This is a genomic window from Mucilaginibacter xinganensis (genome assembly GCF_002257585.1).
Taxonomy (GTDB): domain Bacteria; phylum Bacteroidota; class Bacteroidia; order Sphingobacteriales; family Sphingobacteriaceae; genus Mucilaginibacter; species Mucilaginibacter xinganensis.
In genome coordinates this window covers 4,193,585-4,211,856 of sequence record NZ_CP022743.1, presented here as the reverse complement: position 1 = coordinate 4,211,856, position 18,272 = coordinate 4,193,585, and the positions used below count along the sequence as shown (strand labels likewise).

Here is an 18,272-nt window from a genome sequence, read left to right as displayed (position 1 = left end):
TTCAAATCTGCTGAAATTTAGATCGTCCAAATATAACACTTGGATTGAACTATATATGTAGCTACTTTCACTGGTAACTGCCACTACCTACTACTGCTGCTGCTGTTGTTGCTGCTGAATGATCTCCATATACTGCTGGTAGCTGTTTTTTGGGGCAGAGGATACGATGGTTACTGCGGGGTTAAGTTCGGTCTGATCGTTATTGTTTAAAACGTTTTCGTCATCAACCGATACGGCCACTTCCAGCCGGTGGTTGGATGATCCTTTATAAACCCCTTTTACCGGCGAGCAATCCGAAAAATTACGGCCCACGGCCAGGCGTACATGGGTTTCGTTGGCAATACAGTTATTGGTAGGGTCGATGCCGAGCCAGCCATAATCGGGGATGTAGGCTTCGGCCCAGGCATGGGTGGCACCTTCGCCGCGCATGTTGTTGCGGCTGGTGCAAATATAACCGCTCACATACCGGGCGGGGATCTGCACCATGCGCAGCATTTCGGTAAGAATATGTGCAAAGTCCTGGCAAACGCCGGCCTTCAGCTTCCAGATCTCGTCGAGCGTGGTATCAACGCCGGTAACGCCTTTTATGTAGGTAAAGTTGTCAAACACATACTGGCAAAAGCGCAGGGCAACATGGTAAGGGGTATCGTCCTTTGTTTTTTCCTGGTCCACAATCAGTTTCAGTTCATTAAGGCCCTCAAAATATTCCTGCTTTAAAAAGTCAATGTAAGGCACTACAAACTGCAGGCGGCGAAGGTCCTCCCACTGCTGCGAGGGGAAAATGTCGCTTACGGGCAATGCGCGGTGCCGGGTAGTTACCCATATTTTTGAGTTAATGGTAAGCATGGTATGCTGCTGACTGTAGGTAAAGCTGCCTACCTCGTTGCCGTAATAATCAATGTATGTATCCACCTGCGGGTTGCCGGTAATGTTAAGCTCCTGCTTAATAATGTCCTGGTACTCATCTTTTATGGGGTACAGGATAATCTGGTTGGCACTGTCGCGCACGGGGCCCTCATAAATGTAACGGGTAATATGTTGAATTTCAAAATCTGGCATGGCAGTGGTATTATCGTATTGTTTTTAATTATGCGGAGAGGTTTCTTTATTAATCTCCCCTAATCACTAATCTCCGTTCTCTGGTCACTAATTCCTAACTATTCGCGAAATAATGGGCATTCAGTGCGTTTCCTATTCCGTATAGCTCCTTGCGGATCTGTGTTAAATACTGGTGCAGCCCATCCTGCTCAATACTTCTTACCGAGCTGTATTTGATGCGGCTCTGCAAGCGGCCAATCTGGAAAGAAAGCTCCCTGAAATCGTCGGCGTTGCTGTTGTTTTTTAGCCTGTCGAAATACCGCTGGATGTTGTTCACCGAGTAGATCACCGACCGCGGGAAATCATTGTTCAGCACCACCTGCTCCAGGATGTTGCTGGCCTCAAAGCCCTCGCGGTAGGTTTTTAAATAAAGCTCGTATCCGCCCAGCGACAACAGCAAATGCTTCCAGTAGCTGGTATCGGTAAGCAGGTCGGGGTTATCACTTACGGAGCCGAATTTGGTATCCAGGATATCCACGCTCTGGATGGCGCGTTCCAGGTACTTGCCAATGTTCATAAAGCTGCGGCCCTCGCCGCGCTCCATGGTGATCTCGGCGGTGCCGTAATACAGCATCACTTGTTTAATCAGGATGTCGAGCACGCCGATCGGGTCCTCCCGTTGCAGGGCCTTCTCTATTTTAGGGTCCTTAACGGTATGGTAATATTCGTTAAGACATTGCCAAAGGTCCTTGGGGATGTGTTCCTGCACCCCGCGGGCATTCTCGCGCGAGAGGGTGATGATGTTTAAAATAGAGTTGGGGTTATCCTTGCCGGTAACCATATATTTTAATACCGCCCGGGTGTTGTTGTCCAGGCGCTCGGTCTCTTCCTCGCCCTGCCCGGCAAAAATCCTGATCACCGGTGCCCAGGTAAATTCCTGGATGGTGTCCTGGCTCGATGCGTAGTTGATCTTCAGCATGCGCAACATACCGTCGCTGCGCTCAATGTATCTGCTTAACCAATAAAAACTTGCTGCTACCCTGCTTAACATGTATTTGATTTATTTAGTCCATCGCCAATGGACGACAGACCATAGTAATGATATTTATAAGTTTTTATCCGCTGCCATGGACCATCGGCCATGGACTATCGACTTTCTTTTAACTGTATTCCCCGCTGATTACTACTTCTTCACGCCAACACCCACGTGTCCTTACTGCCGCCGCCCTGCGAGCTGTTCACCACCAGCGAACCTTCTTTAAGGGCCACCCGTGTAAGCCCGCCCGGTACAATCTCAATACCATCGGGGCCGTACAGCGCATACGGCCGCAGGTCTATCCGGCGGGGCTGTAATTCGCCCTGCATATAGCACGGTGCCGACGACAGGCTGATGGTGGGCTGCCCTATAAAGTTACGCGGATCTTTCATAATCTCCAGCTTATATTCTTCAATCTCCTGTTCAGTTGCCGCATGGCCCATCAGCATGCCGTAACCGCCGCTGCCATTGGTTTTTTTGATCACCATTTTATTGATGTTTTGAAACACATGGTCGCGCTCATCGGCGTTGCCCAGCTGGTGGGTAGGTACATTCTTCAGGATCGGTTCTTCATTTAAATAATAGCGGATCATCTCGGGCACGTAAACGTACACCGCCTTATCGTCGGCCACGCCGGTACCAATGGCATTTACAATGGCTACGTTGCCCTTGCGGTAGGCACCCATAATGCCGGCAACGCCCAGCATGCTGCCCGGGTTAAACACCAGCGGATCAAGGTACTCATCGTCTACACGGCGGTAAATTACATCCACCTGCTGCAAGCCGGTGGTGGTTTTCATATATACCTTATGGTTGTTCACCACCAGGTCGCGGCCCTCTACCAGCTCAACGCCCATCAGGCGGGCCAGCGTGGTATGCTCAAAATAGGCCGAGTTATAAATGCCCGGGCTCAGCAGCACAATGGTAGGGTTGCTGATTTGCCGCGGCGACAGGGCCAGTAAATTTTTGTATAAGATGGTAGGATATTCCGTAACGCTCCGCACGCCGCATTGCGGCAGCAGATCGGGGAAGAGGCGCTTGGTGATCTCGCGGTTCTCCAGCATGTAGCTTACGCCGCTGGGGGTGCGCAGGTTATCTTCCAGCACATAAAAGGTGCCGTCATAATCCCTGATGATATCTATCCCGCTGATGTGCACATAAATGTCATACGGCACCTGCAACTGGTACATCTCCCGTAAAAAATGCGGGCACGAGTAAATGATATCTATCGGCACAATGCCGTCTTTTATAATAAACTGGTTATGGTAAACATCTTTCAGGAACAGGTTAAGGGCCGTTAGCCGCTGTTTAATGCCGCGTTCAACAAAGGCCCATTCATCGGCGGTAATTATGCGTGGGATAATATCAAACGGGAAGATCTTTTCGATGCCTTCGCCGCTGTTATACACCGTAAAGGTAATGCCCTGGCTCATGAACAGGCGCTTGGCCAGCTCTTCTTTCTTATTCAAATCATCTGCCGACTCTCCCGAAATATATTCTATTACCTTGCGGTAATGGTCGCGCACGTTGGTGTCCGCGCCATACATTTCGTCCCAAACGCCGCTTATGGGGCTGTATTTATCAAAATAACCAGATTCCTGCATACCTAAAAACACTAAAAATTATAATATAACAACAAGTTATTTTAAAAACCGTAATTTATGAAGTGTTTTTGTATAAAAGCGAATTATTTGACATTTATTTTAAGATATTTTTAATATAAATTGATAATAATACTAAAGTTGGCAATGTAAACAAGGTAAAATCGCGATTTTAGTATCAAAAAAGCAATTTTTAACTTTAAGTTTACTATAGGGGAGCGTGAACCCGCCATGGATTGGCGTTAACATCGCGTGCAGATTTACCCACCCGGCCGACGCTGCGTCAGCCAATAATAAGCCTCCGTAACGCCATTTGTTTGCAGCAATTTTAAAATCCCCATGCAACCATTTTTTACGGGTTGTCGTCTTGCAGGTATATTAAACATCAAAACATTATGAAACCTGTATTTTCACAATTAAAACGCATTACCTTAATGGCTGCCCTGCTTATGGTTGCCGCATTTGGCACACAGGCCCAAAAAGGCACCAAACTTATCGGCAACAAACCGCGGTCGGGTTCGGCAAGGAGCAGCTTTGATTTGGCTAAGGGCAACCAGATCGGCATTAAGATGAACGCCGGCAGCAAACCTGTGCAGCTGCTAAAGTTTAATTTCGACATGGATAACGTCAGTAACGACAGCCTGCAATTTAAAGTAAACATTTACGAATTTAACAACGTGGCACCCGGCAAAAACCTGGCAACCACACCCATTTACGGCGCGGTACCCAAAGGCAAGAACCGCGTAACCGTAGATCTTGAACCGTATAACATCACCGCAAAAAACGACATCCTGGTAGCTGTTGAATGGCTGCAGACTTATCATGGCGACAATCATTTTGCCATTGGCCTGTTTAATGGCGGCACTTACCACTTTGAAAATGGCGAATGGAAAAAAATGTCAGTAGCGGGCGTTGATTTTAACGTGCTGGTGCGGAAGAAGTAGTTGGCCGTTGGCGTTGAAGTGACCTGTTAAAACTACCGGACACCGGAGGTTGGTTAATTTCCGGTGTTCGATAATTGCTGATTAGTTTATCTTTTTTAGTTTGTAGGTATAGGTGTTTTGTCCGGCGGTTTTGATCATCACCAGGCTGTCGGATTTTGTGCTGTAACTGTAGGTGCCTGATAATACCAGGCCGAAGTCGAAGTTGGCAGGGTGCGCCAGGCTGTCAACCAGCTGAATGGTATTACCGCTGATTTTAAAAGATCCCCTTGCATCTGCGGCGAAAGGCGAACCTTCGGCGGCAGAACTGTAACGGCTGCCGTTAAAGGTTACTGTAATTGCATTGGTGATGGGGCCGGTACTAAACGGGTCGGATTTTTCGTCGGCGATGAAACGGCCGCTGTATTTGGTGGCAGGCAGCGTTGGGCCGGTGCTGTTGTTTTTATTACAGCCAAACAGTATAATTGCCGCTGCCATCAGGAGGGGGTATTTTAGCTTCATAACCTTGGTTTTTAATACATTACGCAAGCGGTTTGCACTTTGCTACAATAGCGCTAAATAATTTGTGCAGGCAGGTAGGGTTATTCCCAAAGGCTTTTTGGCCACCTTTGAATCTCCACCCAAAGGGAGACTTTAGCTGCTGTTGGCCGGGCAGGTTCGCATCGTTACAAGGGCGGGCTTACGATCCTAACCGGCACGTTCATTTAAACTATTTTGATGATGCCCGGATGCCTCACCCTGCCCTCTCCAAAGGAGAGGGTTCTAAAAAAGTGGCGATCCTAACCGGCACGCATACTTAAACTATTTTGATGATGCCCGGATGCCTCACCCTGCCCTCTCCAAAGGAGAGGGTTTTAAAAAGTTGCGACCTTAACCGGCACGCATACTTAAACTATTTTGATGATGCCCGGATGCCTCACCCTGCCCTCTCCAAAGGAGAGGGTTTTAAAAAAGTGGCGATCCTAATCGGCACGCATACTTAAACTATTTTGATGATGCCCGGATGCCTCACCCTGCCCTCTCCAAAGGAGAGGGTGCTAAAAAAGTGGCGATCCTAACCGGCACGCATATTTAAACTATTTTGATGATGCCCGAATGCCTCACCCTGCCCTCTCCAAAGGAGAGGGTTTTAAAAAAGTGGCGACCCTAACCGGCACGTATACTTAAGTTATTTTAAGGATTCCCGGATGCCTCACCCTGCCCTCTCCAAAGGAGAGGGTGCTGAAAAAGTGGTGATCCTAACCGGCACGCATCCTTAAACTATTTTGATGATGCCCGGCAGTAGCGCGCTCACTACGGGGGCGAGAATGGATAAGGCAACTTTAAAGCTTTCCAGCGGCGTTTCGGCGATCAGGAATTTTGCTGAAAGCTTTTTTCCTTCATCTGTATCCGGCACATTCCTTACCATAAATGCCCCTTTGCTGCGCAGGCGGTAATAAATGGGCAAATACAGCAAGGCCAGGTACAGGGTAAACACCATGCCGTACATATAGGCAAATTCCTGCGGGAAAATGCCATTTTTGTTGGTGCCGGTTACCTGCACCTCTTGTATAATGGCGCGCCGGAGTGCATCCGTGGTTAAAATAGACAGTACAATTATTGCCGCATCAACCGACAATAAAAACTTAAGCCGCCCCCTTAGCAGCGAAAAATTGCTCGCCGCTACCGCTAATTTCCCGGTTTCCATACCCGCTACGTCATCCGGCAATGCGCCAATTGCGTCGTTAATGAGCAATTGCCCGCACATGGCTGCCAGGCCGGTAAGCAGGCCGATACAAATAAATAGGTTAAGCACACAGGGGTGGTTCAGCAGCACATGGCTGTCTTTTAAAAAGGTAAATAACATCAGCACATAGTGGTTTTGGTTAGTGACCGACATAAAAATGCCGAGCAGCAAAACAACCAGCATGGCATTGCCTATATTGGTCCATTTTTGTCCGAACATGCTGTAAATATCCCGGATGGTTTTTAATACCACCGGGGCCAGGGCCATTGCACAGGCAACGGTTACCGAAAAAAGTACCATCCAGATTAAAAACGGGGTATTATAAGTCAGGTACAGTTCGGCATAGTTGATTGTAACATCCGGTTTTGGCAGTTTGGCCGGGGCGGGAAGCTTCATGCTGTTGGGATGAATTACCACCCGCAGCGTGTCTATAAGAGCAGCTTGTCCGCTGATAACCGTTCCGGATTCATCTTTCACCGCCCAGTGCTGAACGCTGTGGGCGCTCATCTTCAGGTCCCAGGTCAGGTAGCTAATGGTGCCCATTAATCCGGCTGCGCCAAGTAAAATAATCCATATAATGTGCCTGGCACGCGGCAGCTGTTGTGCTTCCATGTTTTAAGGTTAAGGTGACAAAAGGTTGTTAGCTAAAGATAATAAATATTTACAAATATTATCCGGTGCTTACAATTTCCCCGCTGTCGCAGGCGTGTCGCTTGTCGCCCGTTGCTTAGTAATCTGCTGACACGTAGTCCGCTAATTTAGTAATTCAAGTCCGGCAGTTATATACAAATCAAACAATTTGGTAATAATAGGCATTGTCCTGCTTTGCCTGATGGCTACCTGAACGCGGGCCAAAAGCCGAGGACGGTTGCGGCAGCGGGGGCAGAAAGCCATTTTTTATTCCGCTACTTAACAGTCGAAGCTTATATATTGGAACTAAAACGTAGTATAAGTTCGCTTTTATTGAATAGTTGCATTTGACCATAATTTTTGACACACCAACAAAATGGTAAAGTATTTTCATTGTGTCTTAAAGTCACAGGAATATGTGATAATTTATTACTGCTTAATTCGGAAACGATTTTACTTAGAGCTAAAGTTCCCAGACTTCTAATATTGTCTTTCAATAGTATGTGTGGATTATCCACAATAATTTCTCTGCAAAATTTATTTAATTTTATTTTATCACTGCAATTTTTAAATGTAAACATGATTTGTCCATCCCTAACTCTTCCACTGTTTCTATAATCCTTTGCAAACTCTTCAATATTTTTATAATATCTATCATCCCAATTAGGTTTTGAACGCCAATTTGTAGGATTATCTTTGGTTATATAAACATTCTGGAAATCGGGAAGTGTTAAAATTTTTAAATCAATCTTAAACATGATAGGCCCATAAGGACTATTTCTATTAAAGTGCTGGTGTAGGTCTAACCCATCTAAAAAAATATCATCCCAGAGCCCATATTCCTTATCAATAGGATCAGAGTTTTGAACAGTTTGTGGTAAATTATTATCCTCTACAAACTTTCGAGTTAGCAATGCATTATTACGAATAAACGTAATGGATGTTGCCATAGTATTTACATGATGAAATGATTGTATACCTTTTTTTATCAAGATTTGATAGATACTTTTAGAACTAAGAGCGTATTCTTCAATCATGTCTATTGATTTTTTTTGCACCTAATAATTTTGTGTTTATTTCTTCAGAAGAGTACATTATCTCTCCAAAATGCTTTAATTGAATATCATCATAATTATAAAAATTATTGAGATGCAACTCTTTAATAAAAGAAAATAGTTTAACTGAAATAGAAAGATTGTATTTTTCTGAATAATATAAAGTATTAATTACACATAATGGGTAATTCGGGTTTGATTTATATACATAATCTAATTCTTTGTATTTCAGAAATCTCGGAAAATGTTCTGAGTAATGGAACTCCTTTTTGCTTAGAGAGAAAATAATGGTAGAAAAGTTAAAAAAGGCTGTTTCAGGGATTTTTTTTTCTAAACTAAAATTTAACGTCTTTTGACGATGTTGGAAAGCCCATGTGTCTTTAATAAACCATAAATCTAAAGGTCCAGAAGGAAATAGTATTTTAAAGCCGCCAAAACTATTTTTAGTGATAGGTAATCCTTTAAATTCTTCATAAATATTTATTTCACCACCAATCACAACATCAATATCTCTTTTAAGATAAATATTTAAAAAATAGTTCCGAATAATCCCGCTAAATAAAAACACATCAGTTTTTAGACATAAAAGATCCAATTTTTCCATAATATCTTCATGAATTAGATCGTGTAGATATTTGTAAAAACGTGGACCAGAAGAATCTATATTCCTTTTTATGTCAATTAATTTTTTGGCCACTCAATTTTTGATAATGATCTAAAGCATATTGATCCGTCATCCCGGATATAAAATCGACAATAACTCTTAATTTATAATAATCAGTTAATTCCTCGAAATTGGAACATTTTGTTTCGAGCATAGCTACTTTGACAGTACTTTTAGAAATTAAACCCACGGCTCTATTCCTATAATCTGATTTTTGATGAAAACAAAATTCGATATAATAATCCAATAATCCTGTTAATACAGAGTGCCCCGTCAATTCCAGTGACATAATGTCCTTGTGAGAAAAAATATGTTCATAGCAAAACAATGCCAATTTTTTTGCCAAGTTATGTGTGTCATCTTTAATTAATTCTAAGTTATATTCTCCCTTGCAGATTTCTTCCAAATTGTCAACGAAATTTTTATCGGCTAAAATCACGAGACGCTTTATTAATGCTAATCTGAGATTTACCATTTTGGATATTTCGCTTTTAAATTTACTATCAATATATTCAAAGGTTTCCAGCATCCCTGGAATATCGCTTAATTTTTCTTTAACAAACTTATAGTCGTACCATTTTTTTTTGTAGCCATCTTCGATATCCATAACTAAATAACAAATTGAATCTGCTGCTTCCATTATAAATGACAAGGGATGACGTATAATTTTATTTTTAATTAAAAGACCGCTACCCTTAGCAATAGTATTCAAATAGTTTTTTTCAGACTGAAAAACCCCACGTTTTTTTTGCGATATTATATTGTTATTTTTTTCTCCTGTGTTTGGGTATTTTAAATAAGCAGCCAGAGTACCAAAAGTTAAGTTTAAACCATATGCATCATCTAAAATCTGTAATTTAGTTAGTAGTCGAAAGCCTTGTGCATTTCCATCGAAAAATATAAAATCTTCTTTTTCTTCTTTTGTCAAAGTGAATTTTTGGAGCGGCTTATTTTCATTTGATCCAAAAAGTTTTTCAAAATAAGTTTGGATAACAGTTTCTCCGAAGTGTCCAAATGGAGGATTGCCAATGTCGTGAACCAAACATGCATTTTTTACTATTACAGGTATTTGCCTTAATAAAGTAGATTTTTCCTTTTTTACTTTATTTATAAATAAATCATTTTCACATAAGTTCAAAGATAATGAGTGCCCAACTGACATTACTTCCATTGAATGGGTTAAACGTGAATGAATATTATCATCGGTAGTCAAGGGGAAAACTTGTGTTTTGTCATGCATTCTTCTTGTCGCAGGGCTAAAAATAACCCTTCCAAAATCACTTTCAAATTCGTTCCTGAAATCTGAGGTCTTATCTCTTTTGGATACACGAAGCCTTTTTGTATTTAAATATTTTTTCCAGTCCATCTGATTAAGTTTAGGATTGTCGAAAGTAGATTAAATTTATAACTAAATGTACCTACTTAAACTATAAGACTTAATATTTAGCATATGCCTTACTTAAGAACAAAATATAAACACTATTTGCCGGGAGTGTTTTGATGTTTTCCTATTTTACTTTTTTCCTTTTAAAACATCATAAAACATGTAACGCAAATACTCTTTTGTCTCAAGGTTCGAAACAATCAAGTCCACTTTGTTCATTAGCACAATTAACTCAGATAATGAATTGATTTTATTTTGGAGAAGTTTGGTGATAGTTACTTTGTTTTTTTTAACATCAATATTTTTAGCTGCTTCCACTTTTCGAAGAAGCAAATGCCTCAACTCATCGGGTTTATTTATATTTCCAAGTTCGCCTATATCGTTCATTACCTCTGTTTCTGCCTGTTCTATAAAATCATTTAGGCTGCCTAAATATTTAAAAACCGTATCAGTTTTAAAATTATGTTGAATTGAAACTAATTCCGTTTTTAGTTTTTCAGGTTTAACATAAACTTCATGTCCATTTGCAATTATTGAAAATACAGCTGCAAATTTCATTGCTCCTCGCTTTATTTCATCATTAGACATTTCAACAATAAATTTTACCTGACCAACACCTTTAATATTTTTTACTCCTGTTTTTTCGAAAAATACATTTATGACAGATTCATCGTATTCCGCTCTATTAATTTTAAAGCTCAATCCTTTTGAAGTCATTAAATTCTTTAGTGATATTATAGCTACAAATAAAGAAAACCTATTCCCGTAATTGTTATAGTGGCTTGTTGAAGTTATAGCACGAACATAAGTGCCCTCTTGATCTTTTAGTAACCTGAAGTTTTTATTAAAATCATTTGAATTATGGTAATGCTCATTAAGATGATCAATATTATCTTTTAGCAGTCTAAGATGGCCTTCCTTTTGGCAAAATTTGGCAAATGTATCTAACTTATAGGCACTCTCGAAGTAGTCGCTTTTTGAATTGTAAACTGTTTCGGCAATGACAACCTTTTCCTTATCTTCTGATGTTTGATCTTTACTTAATAAAATATTAAGAATAGCTGAACCAGATTCAGTAAATCTATTTAATGAAACATCAGACAAATTTACCTGGTAGTCGAACTTTTTAAACTGTTGATCTTTTGCTAATATTGAATTGATAAGCGTATTCAAGCCCTTTAGCGGGATTATTTCACTTGACTCTACATCAATTTTAAATAAATCGATTAACTGATTGTAGTATTCTGTGCCTTCAATTAGCTTCAACGATTTCTTGATAGTCACTAAAGTGTTGTCCTCATCAAGCAATTGATGTTCCAGGAGTTGTTTATAAAATTTTGACATTGTAATAAGTAATTAGGTTAATGGTTTTATTAAAGATTTTAAAACCTGTTAATAATTTATCTGCCCTAAGCTACTGTTTTTAAGGAGAATATCAAATTTCGAATAAATACATCAAATATTTTTGTACTATTGGTTTTGTCGCCAAATCCCAAATGGATAAGAAGAATTAACGAATCGTTGTCCTCAGTAACATTAAAATTTTAAACTGACTTTAGAACTCCGTTGAGTCCCCTCCGCCTCCCCAGCGTATTTACCGCGCCGCTCATTAGCACGTTCATCGGCTTTCAGCATAGCCATTTCTTTTTGGTATTGTTTGTAGAGGGCAAAGTTTTTGCCGGTTACATGCATGGGAGTGCCGGGGAGTGGTGGATGGTTATTTTGCTCCGTAAAGACAACATCGGGGCCTTTGCGCCCATCGTGGTTCGACAGGCTCACCATGACATTCCTTTCGCGCTCATTGGGGCCTTTGCGCACATCGTGGTTCGGCAGGCTCACCATGACATTCCTTTCGCGCTCATCATGGCCTTTGTGCACATCGTGGTTTGGTGGGGTTAACGTGAAATTTCTTTCGTGCTCATCCGTTTGTTGTGTCGGGTGGGTCAGCGGGTTATTGGGCGCAGACTTATCGGCGGGTTCGCGCGGAGAAGATCCTTCACTGTCGTTCAGGATGACAAGAGAGGCGTGCGGAGAAGATCCTTCACTGTCGTTCAGGATGACAAGAGAGGCGTGCGGAGAAGATCCTTCACTGTCGTTCAGGATGACAGGGGGGACGTTATTAATTGTTCGCATTTCAGCAGCTTCGGGGCTTTTGCGCACATCGTGGTTCGGCGGGGTTAACATTACATTTCCGGCGCTTTTGCTGCGCTCTGTAGGGGCATCGTCAGGGCCTATGCGCATGTCGTGGTTCGACAGGCTCACCATGACATTTCTTTCGCGCTCATCCGTTTCTTCGTTTTTCGTCTGCACATCCGCAAATTCCTCACCTTCCTCACATCTTTCCAGCCGTTTCAGGGTGCGGAATACGGTGGTGGTGGCCAAGCCCAGCCGGGCGGCGATCTGGCGGATGGTTTGGCCCTGCTTTTTCAATTGCCCGATGCGGTTTTGGGTGTTTTTGCGGTATAGTTCGGTATAAGGGGTAAGGTGGTCGGTTTCGTGGCCGTGCCCGCCGAAGCGGAAATGCAGGAAGTTGCTTTCCTTTACTATTTGGCCAAGACAAATATTTTCGGCACCGTGGGTTTCGCTGCTGCTGCGCTGCTTGATCTGCTTAAGGTAACGCAGCCCGGGCGACTGCTGGCTCTCGCCGATGGCGAAGGCGCTGTCGGCAAAGTTGATGAGCATTTTGCTGCCCTGCAGGTCGTTGCGCGACAGCGGTTTGGCGGTGTTGCGCTTGGGGGTATGGGCCAGCACCAGGATAGAGACATTGTATTTGCGCTTAATGTTTTGCAGGTACTGCATCAGGTTTTGCGCCCCGGCGGCCGACTGGGTGCCATAGCGCAGGCAGGTGATGTTATCAATGATGAGCACCTTTGCCTGGTAGGCCAGCAGGGCGTTCTCGATCTCGTTATTAATAAATTCTTCATAGCTGCTGAACTTGTTTTGCTTGGCAGAGCAGGGGTTGAGCTGCGCGCGGCAAAAGTTTTTGGTGAAGGGGTATTTGCCGTCGGCGGGGGTGCTGTAGCGGTGCTGAAACTGCGCGTCGCTCAGCTCAAAGTCGAAATACAGCACGGGTACGGCGGGGGCGTCCATTTGCAGGGGCGCTATGGGGCGACCGCGGCTGATGCTGTCGGCAATTTGTACGGCCAGCACGGATTTGCCCACGTTGGTATCAGCAAACAGGATGCATAGCTCGTCCCGGTGCCAGAACTTGCCGAACAGCATGGTAGGTTCGGGGATGGGGGTATGGTCCAGCAGCCAGTCTTCGCCGGTGCGGATAATGAAGGCGCCGTTATTGTCGTACCGGTAGCTGTTACCGGCTGCGGTGTCTTCTTCTTCGTCTTCTTCCTCTGCGGGAAAGTCGTGAGGTTCGGGTTCGGGCAGGGGCAGTTCATCGCCGGGCAGGAGGTCGGGGTCCATGCCGGCGGGCAGGGGCGGCCGGGCGGCGTCGCGGATGCTTTCGATTGCCGCGGGGCGTACGAAAGGGATGTAAAGGGGTTCTTTGTTTTGCTGCTTCATGGTGTGGGTGCGCGGGATGCGGTGAGGGATAGCGCTAAGATCGGGGTTATTTTGGAGAGAAGTGCTGACAGTGTTTTGTCAGTAGTGGGGGAAGGGTGGGGCGGGGGGCTGGCAGCAATGGCGTAAATGCATTGGCGTTTTGACTCACCCCGCCTGGTCTTCGCCGGGCGACCCTCTCTGCTGCGCAAAGAGGGTTGGGGAAGGGTTGGGGATTGTATCCGTTGCCGCCGGTTTATTCTTGTTCCGTTTGTTCCACTTGTTCCGCCTGATCACACTTGTTCCGCGGGACAGGCTTGCTGCTGGTGTTCGGTCTTTGCTGTCCTTTCTGATTTTTGAGCTACATACAGGGTCAAAAAAAGACCCGCTGTTGTGGCGGGCCTTTCGTTTTGTAGGTAGATTTGAAGTATTTTGTGCTTATCCTTTAGGCTTCAGCTGCTGCGGACCGCCGCCGGTGGCTGCTCCGCCTTGCGGGGTGCCGCTGTCGTCAGGGGCGTTGTCCTGGTCCTGCTGCTGGTTGTCCTTTTTGCGTTTTTGCGGGATGCCGTTGTTACCAAAGCGGTATGCGAGGGTAAAGATGGCTGTTCGGGTTGAAAACCTGCGCTCCGATACCTGGTTCGATGCAAAGTATGGGGTATTGATGTTGATGTCTGACCGAAACTTGCGCGTGTTAAAGATGTCGCGCACGTTGCCGCTAAAGCTCAGTTGTTTGGTAATGTCGTACTTCACACCGCCGTCTAAACCGTACATGGCCTTCATCTTACCCTGCGGGATCACCTGTGGCCCCTGGTAGTCGCCGCGCAGCTGGATGCCCAGCTTTTTGAACGGTTTGTAGTTGCCGGTAAGGTTGCCGTTCCATGCATAACCCGATGTGGTGGTTAAGCCAAGTGCGGGGTCGCCGTCAATGTGACGGTAGTACACGTTCAGGTTCGCGGTAAAGTCCAGCGCTGCGCTCGGGCTCACCTTTGCTATCAGCTCGTATCCGGCGTTTGATGCGCTCTTGATGTTCTCGAAGGTAGTTAGCGTGGTATCCAGGTTGGTTGGGCTCAGCGGGGTTGTAATACGCTGGATGTTGCCGTTGGTAAGCCTGTAGTACAGGGACGAGGTAAGCGTAAGTGTCTTCCAGTAGTTGATATAGCTCAGCTCGAACGAGTGGGTGTCCTCGGGTCGTAAGTCGGGGTTACCCTGCTGGTAGTTGAGGCGGTCGCTCTGGTCCAGGAACGGCGAAAGCTGCCTGTCGCGCGGGCGTGACACCCTGCGGCTGTAGCTCAGCTGCAGCGTTTGGTCCTCAGATAGTTTCTCGCTCAAAAACACGCTCGGATACACGCGGAAATAGTCCTGCTTGTGCGGCACGGTCACGCTGTCAACCAGCGAGGTGCGGATATGGGCATCTTCCAGGCGCAGGCCAACCTGTAACCCAAAGTTGCCGAACTGGTGCTGGTAATTGGTATAGGCCGCGTTGATATTCTCTTTATAGATAAAGCGGTTGCTCAGGAATGGGTTATAGTCGAACCCGCCGCTGGTATTGTTCAGGGTATCCACTACATAGTTGTCGTCGCTGTTGTTGATGGTGCTGCGAACGCCCGCTTCCAGCTTGCCATTGGTAAGCGGCAGGGTGTAGTCGGCCTGGATGTTCCAGTTCTTACCCTTGCCCACAGTGGTGTTGTTCTGCTGGGTAAGCAGGTACGATGGGGTGATGTAGTCGTTATACTCGCTTATCAGGTTGTCAAAGTTGTTGTTCTTATCGGTGCCATAGTTCACATTAGCGGTAAGTTCCTCGCCCTTTTTCTTGTACTTATGGCTAAAGTCCATGTTGAAGTCGAGGTTGGTGCCGCTGCCGTTAGAGGCGTTGTTCTGGCCAATGCGCTGCTGCAGGATGCCGTTCTGGGTAATCAGCGTGCTGCCGGTTTGAAGGCGGTCGCGGTCGCGGATGTTCACGTTTGTCGAGAAGCCCAGGGTGGTTTTAGGGTCGAGGTTAATATCGATGCCGCCGCGGATGTTCTGCCCCGTGAATGTAAACTGCTGGTTCTGCACCTGGTTTTGTGTTTGGTTGATAGAATCGGCAATGGTGGTCTTATTGCTGAAGCCATCGCCAACGCGGGTGCCCTTGCGGTAGCTGTAGTTGGCATAAACGTTCACCTTGCTGTTCTGATAAGCAATACTGGCGTTGCCGTTATAGGTGTTTTGGGTACCTGCTGATAAGGATGCAGAGCCGGTAAAGCCTTTTTGCACGTTCTTTTTCAGCACAATATTGATGATGCCCGACTGGCCCTCCGCGTCGTACTTGGACGATGGGTTGGTGATCACTTCGATGGTCTCAATAGAGCTGGCCGGGATAGACTGCAGGATATCCGCAATGTTGCCGCCGGTAAGCGCCGACGGTTTACCGTTGATAAGTACCCGCACATTGCTGGATCCGCGCAGGCTGAGGTTACCATCTACATCCACCTGCACCGACGGTACATTGGCCAGCAGGTCGGTAGCTGATCCGCCCTGGCTTACCAAGCTCTGCTCCACGTTGAACGACTTCTTGTCAATCCCCAGCTGGATCTGGCTTTTCTGGGCGGTTACTACCACTTCCTTCAGCAGGCCCTTGCCCTGGCGCAGCTTGATATTGCCCAGGCTAATGGTGCGGTTTGCCGGGGTGATGCTGATACTATCCTTCAAAAACGACAGGTAGCTTACGTATGTTGCCCGCAAAAGATAACGGCCGTCCGGGATGCCGGTGAGCGAGAAGCTGCCGTTCAGGTCAGTCTGCATGCTCTTTACAGGATGATTGTCTGATTTGTTAACCAGCGAAACGGTAGCCAGTTCAAGCGGCTGGTTAGTAGCTGCATCAACCAGTTTGCCGGATATAGTTCCGCCATCCGTGGTTTGCTGTGCTTTCAGGTTTATAAATGAAAATATACAAAGCGTAAAAAAGATGGATTTTATCAAATTCATGCCGCAAAAATGACCTTTTTCCATTTTGTACAGGAACAATGCTTGTAACTTTGTTGATATTTTAAGGTAATTTTTTGGTGACGCTAGTTTAGCAATAGCGCTGGAAGTCACCGTAATGGCAACGGTATCAACAAAAAGGAACCCTGGTCTTTCAGCAGGATTCCTTTGTTATGTTTTGGAAATGGAGGTTACAGTTTCTTAACAGTAGCCAGTATGTCTTCAACTTTTGGGTCCTTTTCAATGTATTTTACCGGTTTGCCAATTTTGTCATAAAAGGCAATGTACGGGGTAGTAGCAACATGGTAATATTGCTGAACCTTGTAGGTATATCCTTCGGTGCCTACTGTCCAGTTAGGGTACTTTTTAAGGTCAAAATCGCGGGCAAATACCTGTATGGCTTTAATCTGCTGCACAAATGTGATCATTACCACCTGCACATTTTTAAACTCTTTCATGTGCGTTTTTAGCTCATACATCATGTGCTGGCAATGGCTGCAATCCGGCGCGAAGTAGATGATCATGGTAGCCATATTCTTCCTGAGATTTGCAGGGGTTATGGTAACGCTGTCTGTAGTGAGTATCTTGTAAGGAGGTATAGCAGCCGGAGGGGTAAAGCTTTGTGCATTGGTGCAGCTAACGGCTGCTATAAGGCATAAAAAGAACACTAATTTCTTCATTGTTTTTAATTGTAAGTTCACAAGGGGCATATATACGACATTTTTACTTTTCAAGCAATTCTAATTGCCAGGCAACATGCTCTTCCGTCACAGGGAACAACGCGTTATTACGGATTGTATGATAAACGGCATCAAATAAACCATTATAGTTGCCTTTTGGGGCCGGCAGGTATTCAACATTCCTTTTATTATCAGGGCCCATAATTACCAGTTTACCGTTGCTGCCTTCAGGTTCAATGCCGAAACCGGGGTCAGTTGGCATCATGCCGTGGTCAAGCTGGGCCTCTTGGGTATCACAGCGTTCTTTTACGAAGCTGCCAAGTGTTCCGTAAACTGCAAAGCCCGGCAGCACTTCGGCCATTAGCAGGCCCGAGGTTAAATACACATTTAACTGATTTGGATATTTAAGGTGATAGTTGAAATAATCCGGTACTTCTGATCCTTCCCGGTAGATGCCGGTGGTTTTTTGGAAGCTTAACGGTTTGCCAAACAAGGCTATAATGTTGTCAATAAGGTGGGGCCCCAGGTCATAAACAAGGCCATTGGCTTCGTTCTCCTTTTTCTCTTTGAATGCTTTCGGGCTAAGGGCAGTCTTGTACCTGTCGAACCGCATGTGTACCTCTATCAGTTCGCCCAGCCTGCCGCTTTCAATCACCTCTTTTACCAGCATAAAGCCGCTGTCGTAACGGCGGTTTTGGTAAAGCATCAGGTGCAGGTTCTTTTCTCGCGCTAAATCAAACATGATCTTAACTTCAGCGCCGGTTGCTGCCGCCGGTTTTTCCAGTAAAACATGTTTGCCGGCGTTCAGCGCTTTTATCGTAAAGTCGAAATGAGTGTTATTTGGGGTGTTTACTACAATGAGTTCAATTTCATCATCGGCCAGCAGCTCATCGATAGTGCTATAACTCATCACATCAGGGTAACGCGCTGCTGCTTTTTTCTCATGCCGCTCCACTATGGCTTTTAAGGTAAAGCCTGGATTAGTAGTTAAAAATGGCGTATGAAAAATGCGGCCTGACATTCCGTAGGCCATCAGGCCGGTTATAATAGGTTTTGACATCGTG

At 45.0% G+C, this 18,272-nt stretch carries 14 protein-coding genes; 1 reads left to right on the top strand and 13 read right to left on the bottom strand.

The window, feature by feature from the left end; translation table 11 throughout:
• Positions 1 to 90 precede the first annotated feature (90 nt).
• From MuYL_RS18455 to MuYL_RS18445, 3 genes are all read right to left on the bottom strand, one after another.
• Positions 91 to 1,059, bottom strand: a complete 969-nt coding sequence (locus MuYL_RS18455) for a transglutaminase family protein (RefSeq protein ID WP_094571957.1) — start codon at positions 1,057 to 1,059, stop codon at positions 91 to 93.
• Positions 1,060 to 1,153: 94 nt separating this feature from the next.
• A complete protein-coding gene (locus MuYL_RS18450; RefSeq protein ID WP_094571956.1) occupies positions 1,154 to 2,089 on the bottom strand; it encodes an alpha-E domain-containing protein in 936 nt (311 codons plus the stop codon).
• A gap of 140 nt (positions 2,090 to 2,229) precedes the next feature.
• Positions 2,230 to 3,678 carry a circularly permuted type 2 ATP-grasp protein gene (locus tag MuYL_RS18445; protein ID WP_094573025.1) on the bottom strand — a complete coding sequence of 483 codons (1,449 nt, stop codon included), beginning with the start codon at positions 3,676 to 3,678 and terminating at the stop codon, positions 2,230 to 2,232.
• Between the two features lie 392 nt (positions 3,679 to 4,070).
• Between MuYL_RS18445 and MuYL_RS18440 the strand changes: the two genes are divergently transcribed.
• Positions 4,071 to 4,619 (top strand): hypothetical protein, encoded by a 549-nt coding sequence (locus MuYL_RS18440; protein WP_094571955.1) that lies wholly within the window; start codon positions 4,071 to 4,073, stop codon positions 4,617 to 4,619.
• Between the two features lie 81 nt (positions 4,620 to 4,700).
• On the opposite strand, the gene MuYL_RS18435 is transcribed toward MuYL_RS18440, so the two are convergent.
• The 10 genes from MuYL_RS18435 to MuYL_RS18390 form a co-directional block, all read right to left on the bottom strand.
• A complete protein-coding gene (locus MuYL_RS18435) occupies positions 4,701 to 5,117 on the bottom strand; it encodes a hypothetical protein (protein WP_157740960.1) in 417 nt (138 codons plus the stop codon).
• Positions 5,118 to 5,871: 754 nt separating this feature from the next.
• A complete protein-coding gene (locus MuYL_RS18430) occupies positions 5,872 to 6,954 on the bottom strand; it encodes a hypothetical protein (protein WP_094571953.1) in 1,083 nt (360 codons plus the stop codon).
• A gap of 311 nt (positions 6,955 to 7,265) precedes the next feature.
• Complete coding sequence (locus MuYL_RS18425; RefSeq protein ID WP_094571952.1) at positions 7,266 to 8,009, bottom strand: hypothetical protein; 744 nt, start codon at positions 8,007 to 8,009, stop codon at positions 7,266 to 7,268.
• On the bottom strand, positions 8,002 to 8,724 hold the full coding sequence (locus MuYL_RS18420; protein WP_094571951.1) for a hypothetical protein: 723 nt from the start codon (positions 8,722 to 8,724) through the stop codon (positions 8,002 to 8,004). Before MuYL_RS18420 ends, MuYL_RS18425 begins: the two co-directional genes overlap by 8 nt.
• Entirely contained in the window at positions 8,705 to 10,057 is a 1,353-nt protein-coding gene (gene dgt / locus MuYL_RS18415) for a dGTP triphosphohydrolase (protein WP_094571950.1), read from the bottom strand. The genes MuYL_RS18420 and dgt overlap by 20 nt, the downstream gene beginning before the upstream one ends.
• Before the next feature lie 147 nt (positions 10,058 to 10,204).
• Positions 10,205 to 11,419, bottom strand: coding sequence for a hypothetical protein (locus tag MuYL_RS18410; RefSeq protein WP_094571949.1), 1,215 nt, complete (start codon positions 11,417 to 11,419; stop codon positions 10,205 to 10,207).
• A gap of 192 nt (positions 11,420 to 11,611) precedes the next feature.
• Complete coding sequence (locus tag MuYL_RS18405) at positions 11,612 to 13,591, bottom strand: AAA family ATPase (RefSeq protein WP_094571948.1); 1,980 nt, start codon at positions 13,589 to 13,591, stop codon at positions 11,612 to 11,614.
• A gap of 414 nt (positions 13,592 to 14,005) precedes the next feature.
• The gene (locus MuYL_RS18400) at positions 14,006 to 16,555 is read right to left on the bottom strand and encodes an outer membrane beta-barrel family protein (RefSeq protein WP_157740958.1); all 2,550 of its coding nucleotides are present in this window, start codon (positions 16,553 to 16,555) and stop codon (positions 14,006 to 14,008) included.
• A gap of 164 nt (positions 16,556 to 16,719) precedes the next feature.
• A complete protein-coding gene (locus MuYL_RS18395) occupies positions 16,720 to 17,208 on the bottom strand; it encodes a TlpA family protein disulfide reductase (protein WP_157740956.1) in 489 nt (162 codons plus the stop codon).
• Positions 17,209 to 17,251: 43 nt separating this feature from the next.
• Entirely contained in the window at positions 17,252 to 18,268 is a 1,017-nt protein-coding gene (locus tag MuYL_RS18390) for a Gfo/Idh/MocA family oxidoreductase (protein ID WP_094571945.1), read from the bottom strand.
• Positions 18,269 to 18,272 lie beyond the last annotated feature (4 nt).